The organism is Streptomyces sp. Ru62 (assembly GCF_002920615.1).
Taxonomy (GTDB): domain Bacteria; phylum Actinomycetota; class Actinomycetes; order Streptomycetales; family Streptomycetaceae; genus Streptomyces.
Genome location: NZ_PQSU01000031.1, coordinates 1 through 25,027, shown reverse-complemented (window position 1 = coordinate 25,027; position 25,027 = coordinate 1). Strand labels below are relative to the sequence as shown.

Here is a 25,027-nt window from a genome sequence, read left to right as displayed (position 1 = left end):
CTCACCCGAAGCGGGCGGCCAGCCGCCGGTAGAGTCCGGGCGCGACGCCGCGCACCCGGGCGGGCAGCCGCAGCCACCCGGGGACGTACACCTCGTCACGGCCGTGCAGGACGGCGGCCCGGACCGCGTCGGCCACGCGTTCGGCGGACACGGGCCTCGGCCAGGCGCGGGTGTAGGGGGTCCCCCGCCGGTCGAAGAAGGGGGTGGCCACCACGCCGGGGATGACATGGCTGACGCCCACTCCGGTGCCGCGCAGTTCGTACCGCAGGCAGTCGGCGAAGGTGGCCACCGCGGCCTTCGCCGCGGAGTAGACGGCCTCACCGCGCACGCCCACGCTGCCGGCGAGGGATCCGATGAGTACGACGCGTCCGGATCCCGCGGCGACCATGTGCGGCAGCACGGTCCGTACCAGGTGCACGGTGGCCAGCAGGTCGACCTCCACGATCTCGTCGATCCGCGCGGCCGGCATGCCTGTGAAGTCCCCGGCCCAGCCGACGCCGGCGCCCGCGACGAGCAGGTCCAGCCGTCCGAGGTGGTCCAGCGCTTGACCGGCGAGCCGGCGGTCGGCGCCGGGCCGGGTCAGGTCCGCGGGCAGCGCGACCGCACCGGCCTGTGCGGCCACCTGCTCCAGTCGGGTGACGTCGCGTCCGTTCAGGGCCAGCCGCCAGCCGCCCTCGGCGGCCAGCCGGCGGGCCACGGCCGCGCCGATGCCCGAGGAGGCGCCCGTCACCAGGGCGGTGCCGCCCCGGCCGGGGTACGGGGCGGTGTCGGCCGTTCCGGCCGGGGCCGGGAGCGGCCGGGTGTCGTTCGACGGTCCTGCGGGGGACGGGGCATGGGACATGTGACGACCTCACTGCGACGGCGTTGCACGGGCTCGCGAACTCCGGGGCCGAACCTTCGCGGTGTATCCAGGGCGCCACACACTGAAACACCGCGCACGGCGAAGAGGGCCGCAATAGAGAAACGTTGCCGTTTCGCTCGCGGTGACTTAGGCTCTAGATGTACGAAACAGTTTCGTTTAGGAGCTGTTCATCTTCTCGTACCCGTCTGCCGTCCCGTACCCGAACGACTTCCCTGGAGTGGTTCCGCATGCCCGAGAAGACCCTGGCCGAGAGCTCCCGCGCGGGAGCCGCGGCGCCGGCGCTCGCCGAGCCCTCGCCCAAGCGGTGGTGGATCCTGGCGGTCATCGCGATCGCCCAGCTGATGGTCGTCCTCGACGCCACGATCGTGAACATCGCCCTGCCGTCCGCCCAGACCGACCTCGGCTTCTCCGACGGCAACCGCCAGTGGATCGTCACCGCCTACGCGCTGGCCTTCGCCTCCCTGCTGCTGCTCGGCGGACGGATCGCCGACATGTTCGGCCGCAAGACCGCCTTCCTCGTCGGCGTCGTCGGCTTCGCCGCGGTCTCCGCGCTCGGCGGCGCGGCGAACGGCTTCACCATGCTGGTCGTCGCCCGCGCCCTGCAGGGTGTCTTCGGCGCGCTGCTCGCACCCGCCGCGCTCTCACTGCTCAACACCACGTTCACCGACGCCCGGGAGCGGGCCCGCGCGTTCAGCGTGTACGGCGCGATCGCCGGCGCCGGCGGTGCGTTCGGTCTGCTGCTCGGCGGTGTGCTGACCGACGCGCTGGACTGGCGCTGGACGCTCTACGTGAACGTGGCCATCGCGGTCGTCGCCTTCGCGGGCGGCTGGCTGCTGCTGAGCAACCACCGCGACGCGGCCGACGCCAAGCTCGACGTCCCGGGCACGATCCTGGTGGCCGCCGGTCTGTTCTCCCTGGTCTACGGCTTCTCCAACGCCGAGACCCACGACTGGGACTCGCCGCTGACCTGGGGCTTCCTGATCGCGGGCGGGGTGCTGCTGGCGGCCTTCGCCTGGTGGCAGACCCGGACCGCGCACCCGCTGCTGCCCCTGCGCATCCTGCTCGACCGCGACCGCGCGGCCTCGTTCCTCGCGGTGCTGATCGCCGCCGGCGGCATGTTCGGCGTGTTCCTCTTCCTGACCTACTACCTCCAGCTCAACCTCGGCTTCAGCCCCACGAAGACCGGTGTGGCGTTCCTGCCGATGGTCGGCGCGCTGATGGTGACCGCGCAGGTGGGCACCACCGTCCTGCTGCCGCGGATCGGCCCCAAGGTGGTCATCCCGCTGGGCTTCGCGGTCGCCACGGCCGGCATGGCCTGGCTGACCGGCATCGGCCTCGGCTCCCACTACCTCGGCGCGGTGCTCCCCCAGCTGATCGTCATCGGCGTGGGCCTCGGCCTCGTCATGCCGACGGCCATGCAACTCGCCACCGGCGGGGTCGCGGCCGAGGACGCGGGCGTGGCCTCCGCGACCGTCAACGCCATGCAGCAGGTGGGCGGCTCGATCGGCACGGCCCTGCTGAACACCCTCGCGGCGAGCGCGGCCACCGACTACCTGGCCGGCCGGGACGCCGGCAGCAAGCTGGTGCAGGCGCAGGCCACGATCGAGAGCTACACCACCGCCTTCTGGTGGTCGGCGGTCCTCTTCGGCGCCGGCACGGTCATCGCCTTCCTCTGCTACCGGCGCGGGGTGCCGCGGCAGGACGCGGGCGCCGCACCCGTCGTCCACATGTGACAGCCGTCGCCATCGAGGCCCGAGGGGCCGCCGTCAGCAGGGAGACGGCGGCCCCTCGCCCTGTCCGGGGCACGCTTGGGACGCCTCCCTCGGGTAACTCGCAGGGCAGATCACCTCGCCGACGGAAGGAGACGCCATGCCTGGCGGGAACGGCCACGACGACCACGAGCACCAGCCGGAGACGGCCCTGGAGGAGGTGCTCCGGGAGGTCGAGGAGGCCGAGAAGCGCGACGAGGACCGGTCCGCCTCGGGTGAGGCCGGGGACACCATCACCCCGAGCCCCGGCGCGCAGGAGCAGGCGAAGGGCGACTGAGGCCGGCCGGGCGGCGCATCCACGGGGTGCTCCGCCGACGCCCGGGCCGGCCCTGGCGTCGGCGGAGCGCGGCCGTGGCCCGGCCGGTGCGGTGCGACCGGTCCAGGCCGATGGGCAGGCCGACGGCGGACAGGACCTCCGCGGCCACGCCCCGCTCCCCGAGCCGCTCGGCGACGCCCGCGGCCGGCGCCTCGGTGCCGGAGGTGTCCGGTGACCTCTTCCGGGTGCGGCTGACCACGGGTGCTTCCGCGCGGGGTGCGGCTGATCACTGCTGCTTTCCCGCGGGGCGGGTACCCGGACCCCATGAACCACGACGTGCGAGGACCCCTGCTGCCCCCGCCCCGAGGCCCGCTCTCCGCCGCGGTCACCGCGTACCTGCGCGGCACGGGCCCGCTTCCCGACCCCGCGGACGCCGGGGCCGCCGATCCGTACGGCGACGACCTCCAGCTCGCCCTGTACCTCTGCTACGAACTGCACTACCGCGGCTTCGCCGGTGTCCCGCCGGAGAGCGAGTGGGACCCGGAACTGTTGCGCGTCCGGGCCGCGCTGGAACACCGCTTCGGCGCCGCGCTGCGCGCCGACACCCCCGTCCACGACAGCCTGGACGACGCGCTCGCCGCCCTCCTGGTCGAGCCGGCCGAGGGCACGGGGGTCACCCACTTCCTGTGTGCCGAGGGCGAGCTGTGGCAGCTGCGGGAGTACGCGGCGCTGCGCTCGCTGTACCACCTGAAGGAGGCCGACCCGCACGCCTGGGTGCTGCCGCGGCTGTGGGGCCGGGCGAAAGCGGCGATGGCCGCGGTGGAGTACGACGAGTTCGGCGGCGGCCGGGCCGAGCGGGTGCACGCGCGCCTGTTCGCCGACCTGATGACGGACCTCGGCCTGGACACCACGTACGGCCGTCACCTGGACGCGGCCCCGGCCGAGATGCTGGCCGTCGTCAACCTGATGTCCCTGTTCGGCCTGCACCGCGATCTGCGCGGCGCGCTGGTCGGCCACTTCGCCGAGGTGGAGATCACCTCCTCGCCCGGCTCCCGCCGGCTGGCCGAGGCGATGCGCCGCACCGGCGCCGGCCCGGCCGCGGAGTTCTTCTACGACGAGCACGTGGAGGCGGACGCGGTGCACGAGCAGGTCGTCCGGCACGAGGTGATCGGCGGACTGCTCGCCGAGGAACCGGAGCTGGCGCCGGACATCGCCTTCGGGATCGACGCGACCGAGTACCTGGAGGACCGGCTGGCGCGCCGGCTGCTGGCGGACTGGCGGGCGGGACGGTCGTCCCTGCGGACACCCCTGGACTCCCCCGTGCGCACAGCCCCGGAATCCCCCGTGGGGGCACACCGGGAACAGGAGGTTTCCCATACATCCTGATTCCCGGGGTACCCGCGCGACGTGATCGCTTTGCTGCTACCGGGTGTGTACGCCCCGCAGGACGATACGGAGCTGCTGGCCGAGGCCCTCCGCGAGGAGGCTCCGCCGCCCGGCGCCCGGGTGCTGGACGTCGGTACCGGCAGCGGGGCGCTGGCCCTGGAGGCGGCCCGCCGGGGCGCCGAGGTGACCGCGGTGGACGTGTCCCGGCGGGCGGTGTGGACGGCCCGGCTGAACTCGTGGCTGAGGCGGCTGCCGGTGCGCATCCGGCGCGGCAACCTCTTCGCACCGGTGCGGGGCCGGACGTACGACCTCATCCTGGCGAACCCGCCCTACGTACCGGCGCCCGACGCGGGGCGGGGGCCGCACGGCCGGGCCCGGGCCTGGGACGCCGGGCGCGACGGGCGGCTGCTGCTGGACCGGATCTGCCGGGACGCGCCGGCGCTGCTGCGCCCCGGCGGGGTGCTGCTGATCGTGCACTCGGCGCTGAGCGGTCCCGACCGCACCCTGGAGCTGCTGCGGGCTGCGGGCCTGAAGGCCTCGGTGGTCCGGCGCCGCTGGATCGCCTTCGGCCCGGTGCTGCGCTCCCGGGAGGACTGGCTGCGCCGGAGCGGGCTGCTCGCGCCGGCCGAGGACAGGGAAGAGCTGGTGGTCATCCGTGCCGAACGACCCTGCTGACATCAAGAGCCCTGCCGGCTCCCACGGCCCCGCTGACACCAAAAGCCCTGCGGTCTCCAACGGCCCCGCCGACTCCAACGGCCCCGCCGGCTCCAAGAACCCTGCCGGCCCGGAGGCCAGGGCTTCGGCCGACCGGGCGCGGCGGATCACCGTGCAGCGGCGCGGGCCCCTCCTCGTGGAAGGGCCTGTGGAGATCGAACTGGAGGACGGGACCACGGTCTCCTCGGACCGCTTCCGCGTCGCTCTGTGTACCTGCCGGCGCAGTCGCCGCTACCCCTGGTGCGACACGAGTCACCGGCGCAAGGCCTGAACACTGGTTGAAACAGATTGTTTTTCGCCGCTCCCCGGGCGGTCCCCCACGGACCGGCCCGGGGAGCGGCTGTGTGCCCGGGGCCTGCGGGCGGCCCCACTCCGCCCGCCTGCCCCGGCGCGAGATCGCAGGTTCCCCGCTCCAGGGGGCCGCACTCCCCAGTTGCGGGCCTGATCCGGCGTCCACGGGGACCCGTGCGATCCCGGTCCTAGAAGGCGAACACGCTGCCGCCGACGGCATCCCGCATGCACGCGTTGCCGAAGCTGCGCTCGTAGGAGACGCGCTTGCCCTGCCAGACACCCTGGACGGTGACGACGACGGGGTCGTAAACCTTGGTGCACATCACGTCGCCGGCGGGCTTCAGGGCGGCCGGTTCGCCGTCGACGCGGCGCAGTTCCGCGCAGGCCTCGGCGGCGGCCGGATGGGTGCCGGACGCAGTGGGGGCGCAGGTGAGGGTGACGGCGCGCTCCGGAGTGGCCGTGGCCGCGTCGTTGCCGTGGCCGGTGGTGAGCACCAGCGCCGAGGGGGCGTAGAGCGACGACGGGGCGGCGCCCGGTGCAGCGACGGCGGCCCCGGTCAGGGGTCCGCAAACGGCGGCGGCCGTGAGGCCGAGGGCCGCTGCCCAGCGCGCGGTGTTCCGCATTGTGTGCATCCTTCCGCTCGAACAGTCGGGTCGCCGGCTCCGGCCCGGTCGGGCGCCGGAGCGGCGTGCGCCACTCTGCCGACTCCCTCGGCGAAACTCACATCGAACCCATGGGTTTCAGTAACCTTTCGTGTTGAATCAGTGGCGTGAAGTCACGGAATTCGAACGCCGTGGCCCCGGAACTGAGCGGTTCCCCCCTCGCGGAAGCGGCCGGATGGCCGAAAAACAGCTCTTCGTTAATCGTCCTGAAACATTCCGCCTCTGACCGCGTCGCGCCCCTTCATGACTCCTCGTGTTCATGAAGTGATCACCAGGCGCCGGTGCCTCCATCGCCCGACCGATGGGCGATTCATCCATCGGCGGCGCGAAAGTTGGATGAACCGTCCTCTGGATCACCCCGTTCCGCCCGCCGTACCGTCAGCGCACCCCGCTGCCGTCCCCGCTGGAGCGCCCGTGTCCGCACAGCCCGCGCCACCCCCCGCGTCCGCCTCCCCGTCCGGACCGGCCCTGACCGAGGTCGAGGCCCACGGTGTGGAACGCATCCCCGACGCCGACCGCACCGCGACCCCGCTGGACCTGTTCCGGCTCGCCTTCGGCGGCGCCAACACCTTCTCCGCCTGTGTCCTCGGCGCCTTCCCGATCCTGTTCGGGCTCTCCTTCTGGCAGGGCCTCGCGGCCACCGTGCTCGGTGTCCTCGCGGGCGCGCTGATCCTGTGCCCGATGGCCGTGTTCGGCCCGGTCAACGGCACCAACAACGCCGTGTCGTCCTCGGCGCACCTCGGTGTGCACGGCCGGGTGGTCGGCTCGTTCCTGTCCCTGCTGACCGCCGTCGCGTTCTTCTCGCTGTCGGTGTGGAGCTCGGGCGACGCCCTGGTCGGCGGCGCCCACCGGCTGTTCGGTCTGGAGCGGAACAACCTGTCGTACGTCGTCGCGTACGCCCTCTTCGCCGCTCTCGTGCTCGCGGTGTGCGTCTACGGCTTCCGGTTCATGCTGTTCGTCAACAAGATCGCGGTAACCTCGGCGAGCGTGCTGTTCCTGCTCGGCGCGGTCGCGTTCGCCGGTGACTTCGACCCGTCGTACGCCGGGGTGTTCACCGCCTCGGCGGACGCGGCGACACGGTCGATGTTCTGGCCGTCCTTCATCGGCGCGGCGCTGATCGTGCTGTCCAACCCGGTGTCGTTCGGCGCGTTCCTCGGCGACTGGTCGCGCTACATCCCGGCCGCCACCCCGCGCCGCCGGGTGGTCGGGGCCGCGTTCCTGTCCCAGGTCGCGACGCTGCTGCCGTTCGTGTTCGGGCTGGCGACGGCCAGCATCGTGGCGACGGAGGCGCCGAAGTACGTCGACCCGGCCGCGCCGGACTTCGTGGGCGGGCTGCTGGCGATCTCGCCGAGTTGGTTCTTCCTGCCGGTGTGCCTGCTGGCCCTGATCGGTGGCATGTCCACGGGCACGACCTCGCTGTACGGCACCGGCCTCGACTTCTCCTCGGTGTTCCCGAGGCTGTCGCGGGTCCAGGCGACGCTGCTGGTCGGCGTGTTGTCGATCGCGTTCATCTTCGTCGGCCGGTTCGGCCTGGACCTGGTCCAGTCGATCTCCACCTTCGCCACCATGATCATCACCTGCACCACCCCCTGGATGGTCGTGATGATGCTGGGCTTCTGGACCCGCCGCGGCTGGTACGACCCGGACGCGCTCCAGGTCTTCAACCGCCGTCAGCGCGGCGGCCGTTACTGGTTCGCGCACGGCTGGAACTGGCGCGGCATGACCGCGTGGTGGGTGTCGGCGCTCATCGGTGTGCTGTTCACGAACATCCCGGGCCAGTTCGTGGGTCCGCTGGGCGATCTGGCGCACGGCGTCGACATCAGCCTGCCGCTGTCGCTGGCGACGGCCGCGGTGCTCTTCCTGGCCCTGCTGTGGCTGTTCCCCGAACCCCGTGCCGCGTACGGCCCCGAGGGCGCCCGGCTGGTCCGTACGGTCGAGGTCCCGGTGCCACCGGTCACCGGCCCGGGAACCGCCGCCGACGCCCCCGCGCCCGTGCCGGCGGGCGGGGCCGGCTGACGTCGTCCGGTGACGCGCCGTCCGACGTACCGGTCGGTATCGTCGGGGGCGCACGTGGCCGACGACGCGCGGGAGTTGACGGATGGCACAGCACTGGGCGGACTTCCAGTACGAGATCTACCTGAACGGGACGACGGGGGCCGTGCCCCGGCTCCCCACCGACCTGACCCGGCTGGAGGAGCTGGCCGAACACCGGCTCGGCCCGGGGCCGGTGGGCTATGTGGCGGGCAGCGCGGGCGACGGCGGCACGGCCCGCGCCAACCGGGCGGCCCTGGCCCGGCGCCGGATCGTGCCGCGCGTGCTGCGGGACGTGCACGAGCGCGACCTCACCACCGAGGTGCTCGGGCGGACCCTGCCGGCACCGCTCGCCCTCGCTCCCGTCGGAGTGCTGTCGATCATGCACCCGGACGCCGAGACCGCCGCCGCCCGGGCCGCCGCCGCGCAGGGCGTCCCGTACGTCCTGTCGTCGGCGTCCAGCACGCCGATGGAGCAGGTCGCGGAGGCGATGGGGGACGCCGAGCGGTGGTTCCAGCTGTACTGGGGCAAGGACCGGGAGGTGACCCGGAGCTTCCTCGCCCGGGCCCGCGCGGCCGGCTTCTCGGTGCTGGTCGTCACGCTGGACACCCCGCTGCTGGCGTGGCGGCCCCGCGATCTGGACCAGGCCTACCTGCCGTTCGTGCACGGCGTGGGCACCGCCAACTACTTCACCGACCCGGCGTTCCAGGCGGGCCTCGCCAAGCCGGTGCACGAGGACCCGAACGCGGCGGTGCTGCACTTCCTCGGCCTGTTCGGGGACGCGAGCCATACCTGGCCGGACCTGGCCCTGCTGCGCGAGCACTGGGACGGGCCGATCGTCCTCAAGGGCGTCCTGCACCCGGACGACGCCCGGTTCGCCGCGGACGCCGGGATGGACGGCGTGGTGGTCTCCAACCACGGCGGCCGGCAGGTGGCCGGTTCCGTCGCGGCGGCCGACGCGCTGCCCCGGGTCGCGGACGCGGTGGGCGACCGGCTGACGGTGCTGTTCGACAGCGGGGTGCGCACCGGCGACGACGTCTTCAAGGCCCTGGCCCTGGGCGCACGGGCGGTCCTGCTCGGGCGCCCGTACGTCTACGGCCTGGGCCTGGACGGCCAGGCGGGCGTGGAGCACGTCATCCGCTGCCTCCTGGCGGAGTTCGACCTGACCCTGGCCCTGTCGGGCCACGCACGCCCGGGTACGGTGACGCGGTCGGACCTGGAGGCCGACGGCCGCGCGGCCTCCTGAGGGATGCGGGGCGGTGCCGGCGTGCGGCCCGGCCGCGACGGACCGGCAGCCGGCGCGGCGACCTGCCGCGGCCTACGACGAGCCGCCGGAGACCCACCGCTGGCCGACGGCCCCGTCCCGGACCTTGACGACGAGGTCGGCCCCGGCCTGGTCGCCGCCGGCGGCGAGCGCGAGGGTCCGGTCCCACCGCGGCAGCAACTCGCCCTCCGGAGTGAGGTCGTAGCGCACGTCGTCGCCACGGTCCGATCCGGCGCCGGCGCACCGGCCGAGGAGCACCACGCCGGCGTCGGCGTGCGAGTCCAGGCACAGACCGGCGCCGGCGGCACTGCGCAGCAGCCCGTCGGTCTCGTACGTCCACCGCTGCGTGGACGCGCCGGAGCACTCGGCGAGCACGGCACTCGCCCCCGCCTCCGGCGTGCCCCTGACGTCCAGACACCGGCCGGCGGCGTTGCGCAGCGGACCGGGCCGGCCGGCGGCGGGCAGGCCCGGGGTGCCCGTCGGAGCCGACGCGCCGGGCACCGCGCTGGTGGCGACGGGGGTGGTGCCGTCGTCGCCGTCCGGCCACGCGCTGACCGCGAGGACGGTGGCGAGCAGCCCGGCCGAGGCCACGCCGACCCCGGTCAGCAGCGTCCGGGACGACCAGCCGGTGCCGGGTGCGCGGTGCGCGGACACCCCCGCGAGGAACCGGGCCGGCAGCCCCCTTCCGCCCTCCTCGGCGCCGCGCCGGCCGCCGCCGCGCCGGCGCCCGCCGGACCGCCGGGAGCCGCCGCGGGCGGGGCGGGGACGGCGGCCGGGGCGCGAGTCGAGGTAGCGGCGGGCGCCCCAGCCGAGCACGGCCTCGGCGAGCAGCACGCCCAGAGCCGCGTCGGTGTGGCCGAGTTGCTCGGCCGCGTGCCGGCAGTAGGCGCAGCCGGCCAGATGCTCCTGGACGTCGGGCAGCAGTGCGCCGCCCCGGCGGATCGGGACGTCGAGCAGGCGGTTGTAGTAACGGCACTCCTTGCCGGGCGCGAGTTCCCGGTGGGCGCGTACCAGGCCCTCGCGGAACTTCTCCCTGGCCTGTTCGAGCGCGGCGGACGCGTTCGGGATGTCCACACCGAGCAGTCCGGCGGGCACGTCCAGCGGTTCGGCCTCGACCTCGGCGTGCCACAACAGGGCCCGTTCCAGGCGGGAGAGACCGTGGAAGGAACGGTCGGAGAGGGCGCGGTTCTCCGGGACGAGCGGTTGCGCGGCGCGCATCCCGCGGCCCCCGGCGGGTTTGCCGAGTCCGGGCAGTACGGCGGTGATCCGGTCGGTGCCGGACCAGTTCAGGACCGTGTCGCGGACGGCCACCAGCAGGCGGGGCCGCAGCGCGTCGGCGGGTTCGCCGAGCGCCAGCCGGCCGAGGACCTGGTGGAAGGCGGTCGCGGTGACCATGTGGGCGAGGGGTCCGGAGGCGGCCAGGCAGATCACCGCGTACTCCTGGGCCGGCTGCCAGTGCCTGGCCATCAGGAGGGCGACCGACCGGGAGGCCTCCGCGTCGGAGCCGGCCCGCAGCGGACCGGCGAGGAACTCGTCGGATTCCCCGGGATCGGCGCCGGACGGCGGATAGGGAGGACGAGGGGGGTGGGGGGTGAGCACGGAGCGGATTCCTTTTGGCGCGTGTGCGAGCGGGAAATTCACCGCGTTTGAACCCTTGCACAAGTGCCACATGGGCAACAAGGCGCACGGAGGACATCGACGGGTTTGAAAGAAAGTCAGAATCGGGGCGCCGGCCAGGGGTTGTCGCGAAATCGGCCGGATTTCTCGTGCGCCCCGTGTGAAGCGTGCGCACGCGTCCGCCGGAAGCGCACGCTCCCGCGGCGGGCGGACCGGTGGTGGACTGGGTGCCGGTCCTCCTCGGAAAGGCCCGTTCCCGGCCGGCGGCTCCCGGCGGCTTCCCCCGCCGGCCGGGGGCGGGGCGGGTCCGGGCGCCTCAGATCTGCCAGGAGCGGAGCCGGTCGGCGGCGCCGTACACGTCGGTCTTGCCGGAGATCAGGTCGCGGGCCAGGTCGACGAGGGCGCCGTAGGGCGGGTCGATGCCGACTCCGCTGACGAACATGTAGGCCACGGCGGTCGCGCAGGCGAAGCGGGCGTTGGCCGCGGGCAGCGGCTTGAGCACGGCGAGGGTGTGCAGCAGCGCGGCGGCGCGCCAGGCGGCGTCGGAGTCCACGCCGAGCCGGGGCGGGTCCACCCGGTGCCGGGCGACGGCGGCGACCAGGGCGGAGAAGTCGTCCACGGCGGGCTGGTCGGGCAGGACCTCCTCGTGCCGCTGGAGCAGCCACGGGACGTCGATGTGGATGACGGAGGGCATCGCTCAGGCGGCCTCGCCCTTGGCGGGGCGCTCGTCGTCGGGGAAGGCCGCCGCGAACTCCTCGGCATGGCCGGCGAAGAAGCGGCGGAACGCCTCGGCGCCCTCCTGCAGGGCCCGGTGCCGGGCGATGTCGGCGGCGGCGGCCTCGCGCACGAGGGCCTTCATCGACGTACCGCGCTCCTTGGCGATCTGCCGCAGGTCCTCTAGTTCCCGTTCGCTGAACTCCACGTTGAGAGCTGGCATGCCCCTCACGGTACCGCGCGGGTACTCCTCCGTAAATATGCCCAGGTCAACTGATACCTGATGCGGTACCGCCGGGACCGAGAGCCATGTCCGGGCCGGGGCGGTGCGGCGCGGGGTGAGCACGGTGCGGTCGGGGCGGGGGCGCACCCTGGGCCTGGTCCTCCACGACGCCGCCTGACCGCCCCGGCCGTGCGGGCTCGGTCACACGTCCAGTCGGCTGATCCGCACCGCTCCCTTCGCCTGTCCCGGGTACGCGCTGGTGAGCGTCAGGCGCAGCCGGGAGCCGCGTACCGCGTCGAACGTGATGGCCGTCGGGCTGTCGGAGGCGGTGGCCCACTCCACCGTGGCCCCGGTCACCGGCACCCAGGCGTGGCCGTCCCACACCGCCACCTCGGCCCGCGCGGGCAGGGTGTGGCCGGCGTCGACGGTGAAGGAGACCGCCACCCGGTCGAAGCTCCGGGTGCGCCCGAAGTCGACCGACACCCAGTCCTTCGCCCGGGCCCCGCCGAACGCCGGCAGCAGCGCGGTGGCCGGCTTGACGAAGGCGTTGGACCAGCCGGTGGCCGGGTCGCCGTCCAGCATCGCGGCGGGCAGGGTGTCGGGGCGGCCTGAGTAACTGGCGTCCGCGCAGGGGTAGCCGGGCGGCGCCGGGTGGTCGGGCCGGAAGGCGGCGGGTTCGGTGGTCGCGGCCGAGCGGGCCGGGGTGGTGTGCAGGTGGGCCGTGCCCGTGCGCAGGCCGTCCACGCGGGCGGTGACCTTCAGGGCGCCGGGCCTGGTGCCGGAGCGGACGATGGCGAGGGCCTTGCCGTGGAAGGCGGTGCGGGTGCTCGCCTGGTAGCGCTCGGCGCTCTCCTCACGGCCGTTGTCGACGCCGGCCAGGGAGCCGCCGGTGACGTCGAAGGCGATGAGGTGGTCGGCGTCGGGCACGACCACGCCGTGCGCGTCGACGATCTCTGCGGTCACGAACGCCAGCGAACGGCCGTCTGCGGCGAGGGAGTCGCGGTCGGCGGTGAGCCGTACGGCGTGCGGGGCGCCGGCCGTGCGCAGCACGTCGGTGGCGACGACCTTGCCGCCGCGCCGGGCCACCGCCTTCAGCTCGCCCGGCCGGTACGGGACCTTCCAGGTCAGGTGCAGCTTGCCCGCGCTGCCGTTGGGGCTGGTGTAACTGCCCGGGTAGGGGCCGTCGGTGAAGGTCTTGTCGTCACCGGTGGCCTCGGTGGTCTCCAGGTAGCTTCGGCCGTCGGTGGTCCGCTTGAGGTCGAACTCCCGCACTCCCAGGGACTCTCCGTCGAGGAACAGCTCGACGGTGGGCACGTTGGCGTACGCCCACACCTCGACGGTGTCGCCCTCCTCGTGGTTCCAGGTCATGGGCAGCAGATGGACCATCGGCTCGGTGGTCCACTGGCTCCGGAAGAGGTGGTACATGTCCTTGGGGAAGCCGGCGGTGTCGACGGCACCGAAGAAGGACGCCTTGACCGGGAAGACGTCGTACGGCGTCGGTTCGCCGATGTAGTCGATGCCGGACCACAGGAACTGGCCCGCGAACCACTTCCGGTCCCGGTCCTTCTTGTGCCCGTACTCGCCGCTCATCGTCCAGGAGGCGAGGTTGTTGTCGTACGAGGAGACCTCCCGCTTGCCGGGCGTGTGGTTCTCCCCCGTGTTCAGGTGCTCCGGCTCCTGGTAGGTGCCGCGGGTCGAGGTCTCCGAGGAGGACTCCGACTCGAAGAGGAACAGGTGCGGGTAGGCCGCGTGCAGGGCGTCCACCGACTTGGCCGTGTTGTAGTTGAGGCCGAGGCCGTCCAGCTTGGCGAGCATCAGGTCGGCCGCCGAGCCCTTGGCGGGTACGCGCCGGTACTTGTCGGAGCCGATGACGAGCGGCCGGGTGTCGTCGGCGGCCCTGACGGCGGCGATGATCCGGTCCGCCATGGCGAGCCCGGCGGTGGAGGTGGAGTCGGGGATCTCGTTGCCGATGGACCACAGCACCACGGCGGGCGAGTTGCGGGCGGCCAGCACCATCTCGGTGGCGTCGCGTTCGCACCACTCGTCGAAGAACCGGCCGTAGTCGTACTTCGTCTTGCCGGTGCGCCAGCAGTCGAACGCCTCCACCATCATCACGATGCCCAGCTCCTCGCAGACCTGGATCATCTGCGGCGAGGGCGGGTTGTGGGAGGTGCGGAAGGCGTTGACGCCCATCGACTTCATGATCCGCATCTGCCGGCGCACGGCGTCGATGCTGATCGCGGCGCCGAGCGCACCCTGGTCGTGGTGGAGGTCGACCCCCTTGATCTTCGTGTACGCGCCGTTGAGGGAGAAGCCCACGTCGGGGTCGAAGCGGAAGGTGCGGATGCCCAAGGTCGTGCGGTGGGTGTCGGTGGTGCGGCCCCCGACGCGCAGCTCGGTGTGCAGGGTGTAGCGGTGCTGCGGGGTCGCGAAATCCCACAGGAGGGGCTTGGGGACCGTCAGTTCGTGGGTCTCGGTGGCCTCCTCCGAGACGGTGGCGGTGGTGGCCGTACGGGCGACGGTCCGGCCGTCCGGAGCGACGATCCGGGAGCGTATCTCCACGTCCGCGCCGGTGCCGGAGGTGTTCCGCACGGTGGTCCGCACCCGGACCAGCGCCCGGTCGGCGGAGACCTCCGGCGTGGTGACGTACGTCCCCCAGCGGGCCACGTGCACCGGCTCGGTGATCACCAGACGGGCCTCGCGGTAGATGCCGCTGCCGGAGTACCAGCGGCTGCTGGGCAGCTGGTTCTGCACCTTGACCGCGAGCACGTCGACGGTGGTGCCGTCGGTGTGGACGAGGTCGGTGAGGTCGAAGGCGAAACCGGTGTAGCCGTAGGGGTGGCGGCCCACCTCGGTGCCGTTGCAGTAGACGTGGGCGTCCATGTAGACGCCGTCGAACTCGACCGAGATCCGCTTGCCGGCACAGTCGCGCGGGAGGGTGAGGGCGAGCCGGTACCAGCCGAGGCCGCCCGGGAAGAAACCGGTGCCGCTGGTGGTGCCGTGGTCGGTCGTGGGGGTCTGCTCGATGCTCCAGTCGTGGGGTACGCCGACCTCGCGCCAGGCCGAGTCGTCGTAGTCGGGGTCGGCGGCCCGTGCGTAGGCACCGGTGGGGTCGGTGCCGCCCGGGTCGGCCAGGGCGAAGCGCCAGCCGTCCCGCAGGGGCACGGTATGGCGTCCCCCGGCGGGGGGCACGCCGGCGGCCAGGGCGGCCGGAGCCGCGGAAATGTCCAGGAGCGTCCCGGCCGCGGGCGCTGCCGTGGCTGCGACCAGAACCGATCTGCGCGTGACCGACATGAGCGGCTCTCCCTCATCAGGGCCCAGAAGTACTCACAACTGATCGTGAACAAACAGATTCTGACGTCCTGCCACACACGATCGTCAAGGGTCCGGAACCGCATGAGTGCCGCCGCCGGCACATCGGCCGGATTTCCCCCTTGACCGTGCCCCCGACCTGTTCGACGGGTCGGCCGGGCGGCCCGGATCGGCGCTCACGGGCGGGCGCGAAGCACTAGGCTGGTACGCGAGTGGTGCCACCTGTTCACTGTGAGTGTGCGCTTGGGAGCGGCGACGATGAGCCGGGTCTATCCGTTCGACGATGCGGCGACGGCCCGGGCTGTCATCGGCACCGACGGAACGCTGGTGGAGTGGAACGAGGGCGCCCGCCGCCTGCTCGGCCACCCGGCCGACGCCGTCCTGGGCCGCCCCGCCACCGAGCTGCTGGCCGACGCCGGCACCCCGGTGCCGCCCACGGGCTCCCGCTGGGCGGGAACGGTCGGATTGCGCCACCGGGACGGCCGTACCGTCCCCGTGTGGCTGCTCGCCCACCACCGCCCGGCGCACGACGAGCACCCGGGTGACTGGCTCGTCGTCACCCCGCTCATCGGCACCGATCCGCCCGCCGGGGACGACCCGCTCACCGAGGCGGGCCTGATCCAGTCGCCGTGCCCGGTCGCCGTGTACGACGACCGGCTGCGGCTGCGCCGGATGAACGAGGCGATGGCCGGCGTCGTCGGGCTGCCCGAGGCGCGGGTACGGGGCCTGCGGCTCGCGGAGATCGGCGGCCGACCGCAGAGCGAGGAGCTGGAGGAGAACATGCTCCGGGTGCTGAACTCGGGCCGGCCCCTGGACGTGCAGACCTTCATGCGCGCCGGCGGCGAGGACCGGGCCCACGCCTGGCTCGCCAGCATGGCCCCGGTCCGTGACCCGGCCGGCCGGGTCCGGGGCGTGTGCCTGGCCGCGCACGACATCACCGACAACCACCGCGCCCGGCAGCGGCTGCAACTGCTCAACGAGGCCAGCGTGCGCATCGGGACCACGCTCGACGTCACCCGCACCGCGCAGGAGCTGGCCGACGTGTGCGTGCCCGCGCTCGCCGACTTCGTCACCATCGACCTGCTGGACCCGCAGGAGTACGGCGGTGAGCCCCCGGCCCGCATCACCGCGCCGGTACGGCTGCGCCGGGCCGCCCACCAGTCGGTGCTGCCGGACCTGCCGGAGGTGGTGGTCCCGCCCGGGACGGCGGAGGAGTACCCGGCCCTCTCCCCGCAGGCCGACTCGCTGACCGCGGGCCGCACGATCATCGCCGCCCTGTCCGCCGGTGACATGGACCAGTGGCTGACCTGGCATCCGGAGCGCGGCGAGCGGGTGCGGCGGTTCGGCATCCACTCCTCGATGTCGGTGCCCATCCAGGCACGCGGACTCACCCTCGGGGTCGCGGTGCTCATCCGGCACCGGCGCCCGGACCCCTTCACCGCGGACGACGTGCTGCTGGCCGAGGAGATCACCGCGCGGGCAGCCGTCTGCATCGACAACGCCCGCCGCTACTCGCGCGAGCGCGAGACGGCGCTCGCCCTCCAGCGCAGCCTGCTGCCCCGCTCGCTGCCGCGCACGGCCGCCCTGGACGCCTCCTCCCGCTATCTGCCGGCCGCGCGCGCCGGCGTCGGCGGGGACTGGTTCGATGTGATCCCGCTGTCCGGGATGCGGGTCGCGATGGTCGTCGGGGACGTCGTCGGGCACGGTATCCAGGCCTCGGCCACCATGGGCCGGCTCCGCACCGCCGTGCGCACCCTCGCCGACATCGACCTGGCCCCGGACGAGCTGCTCACGCACCTGGACGACCTGGTGCTGCGGCTGTCGGAGGACGCCGGCGCCGACGGCAGCCCGGGCGAGGTCGGAGCCACCTGCCTGTACGCCGTGTACGACCCGGTGTCCCGCCGCTGCTCGCTGGCCCGCGCCGGGCATCCGCCGCCCGTGCTGCTGCGGCCGGGCGGCCGGCCGCAGCTGCTCGACCTGCCCGCCGGTCCCCCGCTGGGCCTCGGCGGGCTGCCGTTCGAGTCCACCGAGGTGGACCTGCCCGAGGGGACCGTCCTCGCCCTGTACACGGACGGCCTGGTGCAGTGCCGGGAGCGGGACCTGGACGCCAGCCGCGAGCTGCTGTTCCGGGCGCTGGGGCAGGACGCGGCCTCCCTGGACGAGGCGTGCGACTACGTCCTGCACGCCCTGCTCCCGGGCGGGGCCGCGCCGGACGACGTGGCGCTGCTGCTGGCCCGCACCCGGGGCCTGCCTGCCTCGCAGGTGGCGACCTGGGACATCCCCGCCGACCCGGCGCTGGTCGCGCCGATCCGCAAGCAGGTCGTGGACCAGTTGGACGCCTGGTCGCTGAGCGAGGCGACGTTCACGGCGGAGCTGGTGGTCAGCGAACTGGTCACCAACGCCATCCGGTACGGGGCGCGGCCGATCCGGCTCCGGCTGATCCATGACGAGACCACGCTGATCTGCGAGGTCTCCGACACGAGCCACACCGCGCCGCACCTGCGCCGGGCGAAGACCTTCGACGAGGGCGGCCGGGGTCTGCTGCTGGTCGCCCAGCTCACCCAGCGCTGGGGCAGCCGGCACACCCCGGAGGGCAAGACGATCTGGGCCGAGCTGCCGCTGTACGAGGAGGACCAGTAGCCCCGGGGCCGCGTCTCAGGAGGCGGCCAGCCAGGGCCGTACCTGCTTGCGGGCCTCGTGCAGACGGGACTTGAGGGTGCCGAGCGGGATGCCCGCGCGCTCGGCGGCCTCGGCGTAGTCCAGCTGGCAGATGTCCCGGTAGACCAGCGGCGCCACCAGATGCGGATGCTCGCGCTCCAGCCGGTCCAGGGCCTCCAGCAGATCCACCCGGGAGCCGGCGATGACGCTGGTGGTGCGCGGGTCGACGGCGTGCGCGGGCTCGATGGCCGCGGGCTGTTCGGCGGCCCGCCGCTTCAGCTCGCGGTACTTCTGCCGGCAGCAGTTGGCGACGACGGTGTACAGCCAGGTGCCGAAGCGGCTGCGGCCCTGGAAGCCCGTGATGTGCCGGGCGACCTGGAGCAGCACGTCCTGCGCGGCCTCCTCGGCGTCCTCCCGGCAGGGCAGGAAGCGCGCGCAGCGGCGCACGACCTCGGGCCGGATCCCGGTCAGCAACCGGTCCAGGGCCCCGCTGTCGCCGGCGGCGGCGCGCCGGGCGAGGTCTTCCGTCAGCGCCTGGTCCTGCACGGACGGGCCCCCCTCCAAGTCGATCTCAGGCCAGGCATGATAGTCGTATGCACCCCCTGGAGCGGATCGGCCGCCACCGCCTCGAACGGCCGCTGGGCAGCGGCGCCTTCGCCACGGTGTGGCTCGCGCACGACCCCGAGCTCCAGGCCCCGGTGGCGGTGAAGGTCCTCGCCGAGAACTGGTCGCACCGGCTCGACATCCGGGAGCGCTTCCTGTCCGAGGCGCGGCTGCTGCGCCGGGCCGGGTCCAGCCGGGTGGTGCAGGTCTACGACATCGGGGAACTCCCGGACGGCAGGCCGTACTTCGTGATGGAGTACGCCGCCGGCGGGACCCTCGCCGATCTGCCGGCGGGCGGCCCGCTGCCGGTCCGTGAGGCGCTCACGCTGACCGCCGAGGCCGCGCGCGGCGCCGCCGCGCTGCACGAGGCGGGCATCGTCCACCGCGACATCAAGCCGACCAACGTGCTGCTGCACACCGCCCCGGACGGCACCCGCCGGGTGCTGCTGGCCGACCTGGGGCTGGCCAAGAGCCTCGCGCAGGCGTCGGTGCTGACCCTGGCGGCCGGTTCGGCGGGCTACCAGCCGCCGGAGCAGGCCGAGCCCGGCGAGGGCATCGACGAGCGGGCGGACGTCTACAGCCTGGGCGCGGTCGGCTACGAACTGCTCACCGGGACCGTGCCGGGCCCGCCGGGGAAGGTGATACCGCCCCGGCGGCTGCGGCCGGAACTCGGCGCGGACGTGGAACGGGCGCTGCTGCGCGCGCTGGAGCCGGACCGGGCGCGGCGCTGGCCGTCCGCCCCGGCGTTCGCCCACGAGCTGGACCGGTTGGCCGCGGGTCCGTCGGTGCGGCCCGCGCGGCGCCTGGACGGGGTGCGCGGCCGGCTCAACACCGTGACGCTGGCCGTGGCCGCGGTCCTCGCCGCCACCGCCGCCGCGGTCACGGTGACCGTGGCCCTGCACCGGGGCGGCGGCACGGACGGCGGGGTGCGGGTCGCGGACGCCACCGGGCGGGTGACCCTCCGGGTGCCCGCGGGCTGGGGCCGCGAGCTGCGCGACTCCGGCTGGGACCCGCACGCGCTCGGGCTGACGGCGGGGCACCAGCCGGGTCTCGTCGTGGCGGACGACCTGTCCCGCTGGTCCGATCTCAAGGCCGCCGTGGACGGGGTGTTCGTCGGGGTCGGCGGGCGCGGCGACGTCACCGCGAAGGTGAAGGCGCTCGCGCACCCCGGCTGCCGCTACGCGGGCGCCCACAGCTTCACGGACACCGACTGGCACGGGCTGGTCCGGGCCTGGAACGGCTGTCCGGACGGCGGCTCGGTCACCGAGTCCGCGTTGGTCCCGGCGGCCGGGGAGGCGCGGCCGCAGGTGTACGTGCAGGTGCGCGAGCGGGGTGACGACGACGCGACCGACGGCATACTGCGTTCACTGCGGGTGGCCTGAACGGCGGCTGCCGGGAGGCGGGGCGGGGAAAGGAACACGACAGGACCCGGCGCGCCCCGAACTTTTCCGGCGGTCCGTGCATCGGACGGAGAGGACGGCGCACCCGGCGCCGTAGGCACGCGGTCCCGTCGCGTGCCGTGACCTCCAGGAGTGTTGAGCGACATGGTGTACACCCCCCGGTCCGCCCCCCGGTCCGCGCGGCACGGGGCCCTGCTCGTGGGCACGGTCGCCGTGCTGGGCCTGCTGACCGCCTGCGGCAACGGCACGAGCGCGCAAGGCGACGCCCCGGCCACCGTCTCCGGTACGGCGGCCCCCGCGACGGACGGCACGACGAGCCCGGTGCCGCCCGCCACGGCATCCTCCGCCACCGGCACCGGCACGCCGACCGCCCCCCGGACGACGGCGTCCCCGGGCGGCGCCACGGCCACGACCACCCCGGCCGCGGCGAGCACCCGCTGCCACACCTCCGAGCTGCGCGCCTCCGTGGGCCGCAACGACCCGGGCGCCGGCCAGGAGAACTTCCCCGTGGTCCTCACCAACACCTCCGCCCGGACCTGCACCCTGCACGGTTATCCGGGCGCCGCCTTCGTGGGCGCCTCCGGCGACCAGCTCGGTCCGGACCCGAAGCGGTCCCCGGGCACCCCGGTGACCGTCACGCTCAGGCCCGGACAGAGCGCCTGGGCGGGGCTGACCTTCTCCAACCCGGGGGTCAGCGGGGCGAAGACGGCCACGCCGACCGCGCTGCTGGTGACCCCGCCGGACGAGCGGGACCAGGTCAAGGTGGTCTGGAAGGGCGGCCCCGTGCCGGTCTCCGGCAACTCCTCGACCGTCCGTCTGACGGTGTTCAACCCCGGCGCCGGGCCCTCCTGACCCGACGCCCCTCCGCGCGGACCCCGCTGTCACCCCCGAGGCAGCGGGGTCCGTCATGTCGGCGCCCGAGGCAGCGGGTCCGTCACGTCGGCGCCGGCCTCGATCGTCATGCCGGCGCCACAACTGTCACAGGACGGCAACAGCCGCCCCGGGTCGCGATCTTTTCCCGCCCTCCGGTCATCGAACCCGGTCGACCGCACAGCGAAGTGGCCCCAACAGGGGCCGTGACCAGGGAATCGGGGAAAGATGAGCGGGATCTCACGCAGGCGGGTGCTGACGGCGGGGGCGGCGGCGGGCGCCCTCGGAACACTGGCCGCCTGCTCCTCCGGCACCGGCCTCAGGACCGGCGGACCGGACCCGGCGGACGGGAAGGGCACCGCGCAGGCCCGGCCGGTGAAGCCGATCGGCGACGGATCCACCGCCGACACCGGCCCCCAGCCGCACCAGCCGGAGCCGGACCGGCTGCGTCCCGGTCAGCGGCCCCCGCAGTTCGTGGTGTTCTCGTGGGACGGCGCCGGCGAGCTGAGCAACAAGCTGTTCTCCCGGTTCCGCAAGGTGGCCGCCGACCACGGCGCCGGGATGACGTTCTTCCTCAGCGGCATCTACACCCTGCCCGAGTCCAAGAAGCACCTCTACCGGCCGCCCCAGCACCCGGTCGGCGCCTCCGCGATCGGCTACCTCGCCGACCGGCACATCCACGCCACGCTCCAGCAGGTGCGCGCGGCCTGGCTGGAGGGCCACGAGATCGGCACCCACTTCAACGGGCACTTCTGCGGGGCGACCGGCGTGCGCAACTGGTCCGCGGCCGAGTGGCGCAGCGAGATCGACCAGGCGGTGGACTTCGTGACGAAGTGGAAGACCAACACCGGCTTCACCGACCTCGACCCGCTGCCCTTCGACTACCGCAAGGAGCTGACCGGCGGCCGTACCCCCTGTCTGGAGGGCCAGGCCAATCTCCTGCCGACCGCCGCCGCACTCGGCTGGAAGTACGACGCCAGTTCCCCCGGCGGCCTCCAGGTCTGGCCGGGCAAGGTGCGGGGCGGCAGGCTGTGGGACTTCCCGCTGCAGTCCATACCGTTCGCCGGCCACTCCTTCCAGGTCCTCTCGATGGACTACAACATGATGTTCAACCAGTCCGGCGGCAACCCGCTCGGCGACCGCGCGCAGTACGACACCTGGCGCGTCCAGGCCCGCGACACCTACCTGGCCGGCTTCCGGCGGGCCTACGAGTCCAACCGCGCGCCCCTCTTCATCGGCAACCACTTCGAACGCTGGAACGGCGGGATCTACATGGACGCCGTCGAGGAGGCGATCGGGAGGATGGCCGCCTACGACGACGTGCGGTTCGTGTCCTTCAAGCAGTTGGTGGCCTGGCTGGAGGCGCAGGACCCGGCGGTGCTGCGCAAGCTGCGCACGCTGGTGCCCGGGCAGGCCCCGGCGGGCGGCTGGGCGGAGTTCCTGGGCGCGGCGGGCGCCGGGGCGTCGTAACCCGTTCAGGATCGTCTGTTTTGATGGGCGGGCACCCTCTGCTCCACTCCGGAAGGACCCGCTCTGAACACCCCGCTCGCCGAGGCCCTGTCCGCCGTTCTGCTGGTCGCCGTGCTGGCCTGGGCCGTCGTGCGGCCCTTCGGATGGCCGGAGGCGGTCATGGCCGTGCCCGCCGCCGGGATCGCCGTCGCGACCGGCGCGATCTCCCTGGGCCACGCGCGGGCCGAGGCGGAGCGGCTCGGTCCGGTGGTCGGGTTCCTGGCGGCGGTGCTGGTGCTCGCCCACTTCTGTGACGTGGAGGGGCTGTTCCAGGCGTGCGGGGCGTGGATGGCGCGGTGGGCGGCGGGCCGTCCGGTGCGGCTGCTGACGGCGGTGTTCGCGCTGGCGTCGGTCATCACCGCCGTCCTCAGCCTGGACGCGACGATCGTGCTGCTCACCCCGGTGGTGTTCGCCACGGCCGCACGGACGGGCGTACGGCCCAAGCCGCACGTCTACGCCTGTACGCATCTGTCGAACACGGCGTCACTGCTGCTGCCGGTGTCCAATCTGACGAACCTGCTCGCGTTCGCGGCGAGCGGGCTGAGCTTCATCCGGTTCGCGGCGCTGATGGCGCTGCCGTGGCTGGCCGCGATCGGCGTCGAATACGTGGTGTTCCGGCGGTTCTTCGCGCGGGACCTGGCGGCGGCGGCCCCGGCGGACCGGGACACCGGTGGGACGCCCGAGCTGCCGCTGTTCGCGCTGGGGACCGTGGGGTGCACGCTGGCCGGGTTCGTGGTGGCGTCGGCGTTCGGCGTGGAGCCCGCCTGGGTGGCCGCGGCGGGAGCGCTGGTGCTGGCCGGGCGGGCGCTGGTCCGCCGGAAGGCGAGCCCGCTGACCGTCGTACGGGCGGCGGCCCCGGCCTTCCTCGCGTTCGTGCTGGCGCTGGGCATCGTGGTGCGGGCGGTGGTCGACAACGGGCTCGCGGACGTGCTCGGACGGGTGATGCCGGGCGGCACCGGGCTGGTCGCGCTGCTCGGGATCGCCGCGCTGGCCGCCCTGCTGGCCAACCTGATCAACAACCTGCCCGCGGTCCTGGTCCTGCTGCCGCTGGCGGCACCCGCCGGGCCGGGGGCCGTCCTGGCCGTGCTGCTCGGCGTGAACATCGGCCCCAACCTCACCTACGCCGGGTCGCTGGCGACGCTGCTGTGGCGGCGGATCGTCCACCAGCACGAGCACGACGTGGACCTCCGGGAGTTCACCCGGATCGGGCTGCTGGCCGTGCCCTCCTCCCTCGCCGTCGCGGTGGTGGCACTGTGGGGGTCGCTGCGCATCATGTGACGGGTAGTGATCGGAGGAGGCCGAGGAATGCGCGTGATCGCCTGGCTCGTGGAAGGCACCTGGCCCGCCTGCGTGGACGCGGTGCGCGCCCACGCACCCGGTGACGCCGAGGTGGTGCTGCTCCATGTGAGCGGACCGGAGGTGCCGGCGGTGGCGCACGGGGCCTTCGCCGGGCTGCTCGGGCGGCGGGGCCAGGACCCGGGTGACCGCCTCGAAGCGCTCGGCGGCACCTCGGCGACCGCCCTGCTCGACGCGGCGGCCGAACGGCTGGGCCGGCCCTGTGTGCGCGAGGAACGCTCGGGCCGGGTCGAACGGGAGGTCGTGGCCGCCGCCGAGGGTGCCGGGCTGCTGGTGCTGGCGCGGGACGGGGACCGGTCCCGGCTGGGTCCGAAGAGCCTGGGCCCGGCCGTCCGCTTCGCCGTCGACCACGCACCCTGCCCGGTCCTGCTGGTCTGGCCGGAACCGGCCCCGCGTCTGGACACGATCCCGCCACCGCCGCCGCACCACCACCCGTGACGGCTCGGGCAGCGCCGGGGTGCGGGGCCGCCCCCCCCGTCACGGTCGTGCGGCCTGCACGGGGCTGTTGGCACCGTCCCAGTCGACGTTCTCCATCCGCAGGTCCGGGTGTGCGGTGTCGATGGCCCAGCGCTGGGCGGTGCCCGCGGCGCGGGTCTTCAGCACGAGGGCGCCGGAGCCGTCGGTGGCGGCCGGGGTGAGGGCCAGCTCCTGGTCGGAGCGCGGCACCAGGGTGCCCTGGAGGGTGAAGTCGTAGTGGAGGTCGCGGGCGGCCTTGCCGGTGGCCGTGCAGGGTGCGAGGCGCACGGAGTAGCCGAGGTGGGAGTCCAGGCACAGATCGGGGGCGGCGGCGCTGCGCAGCAGACCGTCGGTCTCGTACGTCCACTGCTGGGTCGGGGCGGCGGAGCAGTCGGTGAGTTCCGTCTCGGCGCCCCGGACGGCCTTGTCGCCGACGACTCCGACGCACAGACCGGAGGCGAGGTTGCGCAGCCTGCCCCGCAGGGTGTCCTGGTCCGGGGCGTTCCGACCGGCCCAGGAGGGGCCCGGGGAGGCCGCGTCCCCGCCCGGCGTACGGGAGGGCGTCCCGGCGGCGCCGGGCGCCGGGCCGCCGTCGGAGCCGAACGCCGACCACAGCGCCAGGGGCAGGACGACCAGACCGCTGACGGTGAGAACAGCCAGCGCGAGATTCCGGCGCCGGGCCCGGCGGGCGGCACGCAGGGCGGAACGGCTGGAGGCGACGGCGGGTTCGACACCGCCGCCGCCCGGCGCGACGGCGGCAACCACTCCCGCCCGGCGACGGGAAGGCGCCCCATCACGTCCGGTGGTCCCACCGGACCCGGCACCACCGCCCCCTTCGGGACCGACCGAGGACGCACCCCTTCGGCGACGGGCGAGCGACGCGCCCCGACCGGCCCATCCATCACCAGCCGACCCACCCGACCCGGCGGACCCGGCACCATCGACCCCTCCGGAGCCGACCGAGGACGCACCCCTTCGGCGACGGGCGAGCGACGCGCCCCGACCGGCCCATCCATCACCAGCCGACCCACCCGACCCGGCGGACCCGGCACCATCGACCCCTCCGGAGCCGAC

General features: G+C 74.0%; 21 protein-coding genes. 13 read left to right on the top strand and 8 right to left on the bottom strand.

Annotation, left to right across the window (positions count from 1 at the left end; genetic code table 11):
• Position 1: 1 nt before the first annotated feature.
• The gene (locus tag C3492_RS33680; RefSeq protein WP_103816436.1) at positions 2–841 is read right to left on the bottom strand and encodes an SDR family oxidoreductase; all 840 of its coding nucleotides are present in this window, start codon (positions 839–841) and stop codon (positions 2–4) included.
• 248 nt (positions 842–1,089) lie between these two features.
• Here C3492_RS33680 and C3492_RS33675 point away from each other — a divergent pair, with 248 nt between their 5' ends.
• The 5 genes from C3492_RS33675 to C3492_RS47010 all read left to right on the top strand — a co-directional run bounded on the left by C3492_RS33675 (position 1,090) and on the right by C3492_RS47010 (position 5,258).
• Positions 1,090–2,595 (top strand): MFS transporter, encoded by a 1,506-nt coding sequence (locus C3492_RS33675; protein WP_103816435.1) that lies wholly within the window; start codon positions 1,090–1,092, stop codon positions 2,593–2,595.
• A 136-nt stretch (positions 2,596–2,731) separates the two neighbouring features.
• Positions 2,732–2,908: a hypothetical protein gene (locus C3492_RS44890; RefSeq protein WP_181140687.1), complete on the top strand. Its 177-nt coding sequence runs from the start codon at positions 2,732–2,734 to the stop codon at positions 2,906–2,908.
• Positions 2,909–3,211: 303 nt separating this feature from the next.
• Positions 3,212–4,273: an iron-containing redox enzyme family protein gene (locus C3492_RS33670; RefSeq protein ID WP_103816434.1), complete on the top strand. Its 1,062-nt coding sequence runs from the start codon at positions 3,212–3,214 to the stop codon at positions 4,271–4,273.
• 45 nt (positions 4,274–4,318) lie between these two features.
• Complete coding sequence (locus tag C3492_RS33665) at positions 4,319–4,948, top strand: HemK2/MTQ2 family protein methyltransferase (protein WP_103816433.1); 630 nt, start codon at positions 4,319–4,321, stop codon at positions 4,946–4,948.
• Position 4,949: 1 nt separating this feature from the next.
• Positions 4,950–5,258 (top strand): CDGSH iron-sulfur domain-containing protein, encoded by a 309-nt coding sequence (locus tag C3492_RS47010; RefSeq protein WP_374938403.1) that lies wholly within the window; start codon positions 4,950–4,952, stop codon positions 5,256–5,258.
• Positions 5,259–5,466: 208 nt separating this feature from the next.
• Here the strand turns inward: C3492_RS47010 and C3492_RS33655 are convergent, their stop codons facing one another.
• Positions 5,467–5,901, bottom strand: a complete 435-nt coding sequence (locus C3492_RS33655) for a protease inhibitor (RefSeq protein ID WP_103816432.1) — start codon at positions 5,899–5,901, stop codon at positions 5,467–5,469.
• A gap of 453 nt (positions 5,902–6,354) precedes the next feature.
• Here C3492_RS33655 and C3492_RS33650 point away from each other — a divergent pair, with 453 nt between their 5' ends.
• Positions 6,355–7,956, top strand: coding sequence for a cytosine permease (locus tag C3492_RS33650; RefSeq protein ID WP_103816431.1), 1,602 nt, complete (start codon positions 6,355–6,357; stop codon positions 7,954–7,956).
• Between the two features lie 82 nt (positions 7,957–8,038).
• Positions 8,039–9,217 carry a lactate 2-monooxygenase gene (locus C3492_RS33645; protein ID WP_103816430.1) on the top strand — a complete coding sequence of 393 codons (1,179 nt, stop codon included), beginning with the start codon at positions 8,039–8,041 and terminating at the stop codon, positions 9,215–9,217.
• A 72-nt stretch (positions 9,218–9,289) separates the two neighbouring features.
• Here the strand turns inward: C3492_RS33645 and C3492_RS33640 are convergent, their stop codons facing one another.
• The 4 genes from C3492_RS33640 to C3492_RS33620 form a co-directional block, all read right to left on the bottom strand.
• Positions 9,290–10,834, bottom strand: coding sequence for an RICIN domain-containing protein (locus C3492_RS33640; protein WP_103816429.1), 1,545 nt, complete (start codon positions 10,832–10,834; stop codon positions 9,290–9,292).
• Between the two features lie 334 nt (positions 10,835–11,168).
• On the bottom strand, positions 11,169–11,546 hold the full coding sequence (locus C3492_RS33635) for a toxin Doc (RefSeq protein ID WP_041666033.1): 378 nt from the start codon (positions 11,544–11,546) through the stop codon (positions 11,169–11,171).
• A 3-nt stretch (positions 11,547–11,549) separates the two neighbouring features.
• Complete coding sequence (locus C3492_RS33630) at positions 11,550–11,789, bottom strand: hypothetical protein (protein ID WP_030344647.1); 240 nt, start codon at positions 11,787–11,789, stop codon at positions 11,550–11,552.
• A gap of 201 nt (positions 11,790–11,990) precedes the next feature.
• The gene (locus C3492_RS33620; protein ID WP_103816428.1) at positions 11,991–15,083 is read right to left on the bottom strand and encodes a glycoside hydrolase family 2 TIM barrel-domain containing protein; all 3,093 of its coding nucleotides are present in this window, start codon (positions 15,081–15,083) and stop codon (positions 11,991–11,993) included.
• A 276-nt stretch (positions 15,084–15,359) separates the two neighbouring features.
• Here C3492_RS33620 and C3492_RS33615 point away from each other — a divergent pair, with 276 nt between their 5' ends.
• Complete coding sequence (locus tag C3492_RS33615) at positions 15,360–17,741, top strand: SpoIIE family protein phosphatase (protein ID WP_103816427.1); 2,382 nt, start codon at positions 15,360–15,362, stop codon at positions 17,739–17,741.
• Positions 17,742–17,756: 15 nt separating this feature from the next.
• On the opposite strand, the gene C3492_RS33610 is transcribed toward C3492_RS33615, so the two are convergent.
• Positions 17,757–18,305 (bottom strand): RNA polymerase sigma factor, encoded by a 549-nt coding sequence (locus C3492_RS33610; RefSeq protein WP_103816468.1) that lies wholly within the window; start codon positions 18,303–18,305, stop codon positions 17,757–17,759.
• 47 nt (positions 18,306–18,352) lie between these two features.
• Here C3492_RS33610 and C3492_RS33605 point away from each other — a divergent pair, with 47 nt between their 5' ends.
• The 5 genes from C3492_RS33605 to C3492_RS33585 all read left to right on the top strand — a co-directional run bounded on the left by C3492_RS33605 (position 18,353) and on the right by C3492_RS33585 (position 23,935).
• On the top strand, positions 18,353–19,744 hold the full coding sequence (locus C3492_RS33605) for a serine/threonine-protein kinase (protein WP_103816426.1): 1,392 nt from the start codon (positions 18,353–18,355) through the stop codon (positions 19,742–19,744).
• Positions 19,745–19,906: 162 nt separating this feature from the next.
• Positions 19,907–20,614, top strand: coding sequence for a DUF4232 domain-containing protein (locus C3492_RS33600; protein ID WP_103816425.1), 708 nt, complete (start codon positions 19,907–19,909; stop codon positions 20,612–20,614).
• 246 nt (positions 20,615–20,860) lie between these two features.
• Positions 20,861–22,102 carry a hypothetical protein gene (locus tag C3492_RS33595; RefSeq protein ID WP_181140686.1) on the top strand — a complete coding sequence of 414 codons (1,242 nt, stop codon included), beginning with the start codon at positions 20,861–20,863 and terminating at the stop codon, positions 22,100–22,102.
• 63 nt (positions 22,103–22,165) lie between these two features.
• The gene (locus C3492_RS33590; RefSeq protein ID WP_103816424.1) at positions 22,166–23,419 is read left to right on the top strand and encodes an SLC13 family permease; all 1,254 of its coding nucleotides are present in this window, start codon (positions 22,166–22,168) and stop codon (positions 23,417–23,419) included.
• Positions 23,420–23,446: 27 nt separating this feature from the next.
• Positions 23,447–23,935 carry a universal stress protein gene (locus C3492_RS33585; RefSeq protein ID WP_103816423.1) on the top strand — a complete coding sequence of 163 codons (489 nt, stop codon included), beginning with the start codon at positions 23,447–23,449 and terminating at the stop codon, positions 23,933–23,935.
• A gap of 39 nt (positions 23,936–23,974) precedes the next feature.
• Here the strand turns inward: C3492_RS33585 and C3492_RS33580 are convergent, their stop codons facing one another.
• Positions 23,975–24,718 carry an RICIN domain-containing protein gene (locus C3492_RS33580; protein ID WP_258056051.1) on the bottom strand — a complete coding sequence of 248 codons (744 nt, stop codon included), beginning with the start codon at positions 24,716–24,718 and terminating at the stop codon, positions 23,975–23,977.
• Positions 24,719–25,027: the final 309 nt, after the last annotated feature.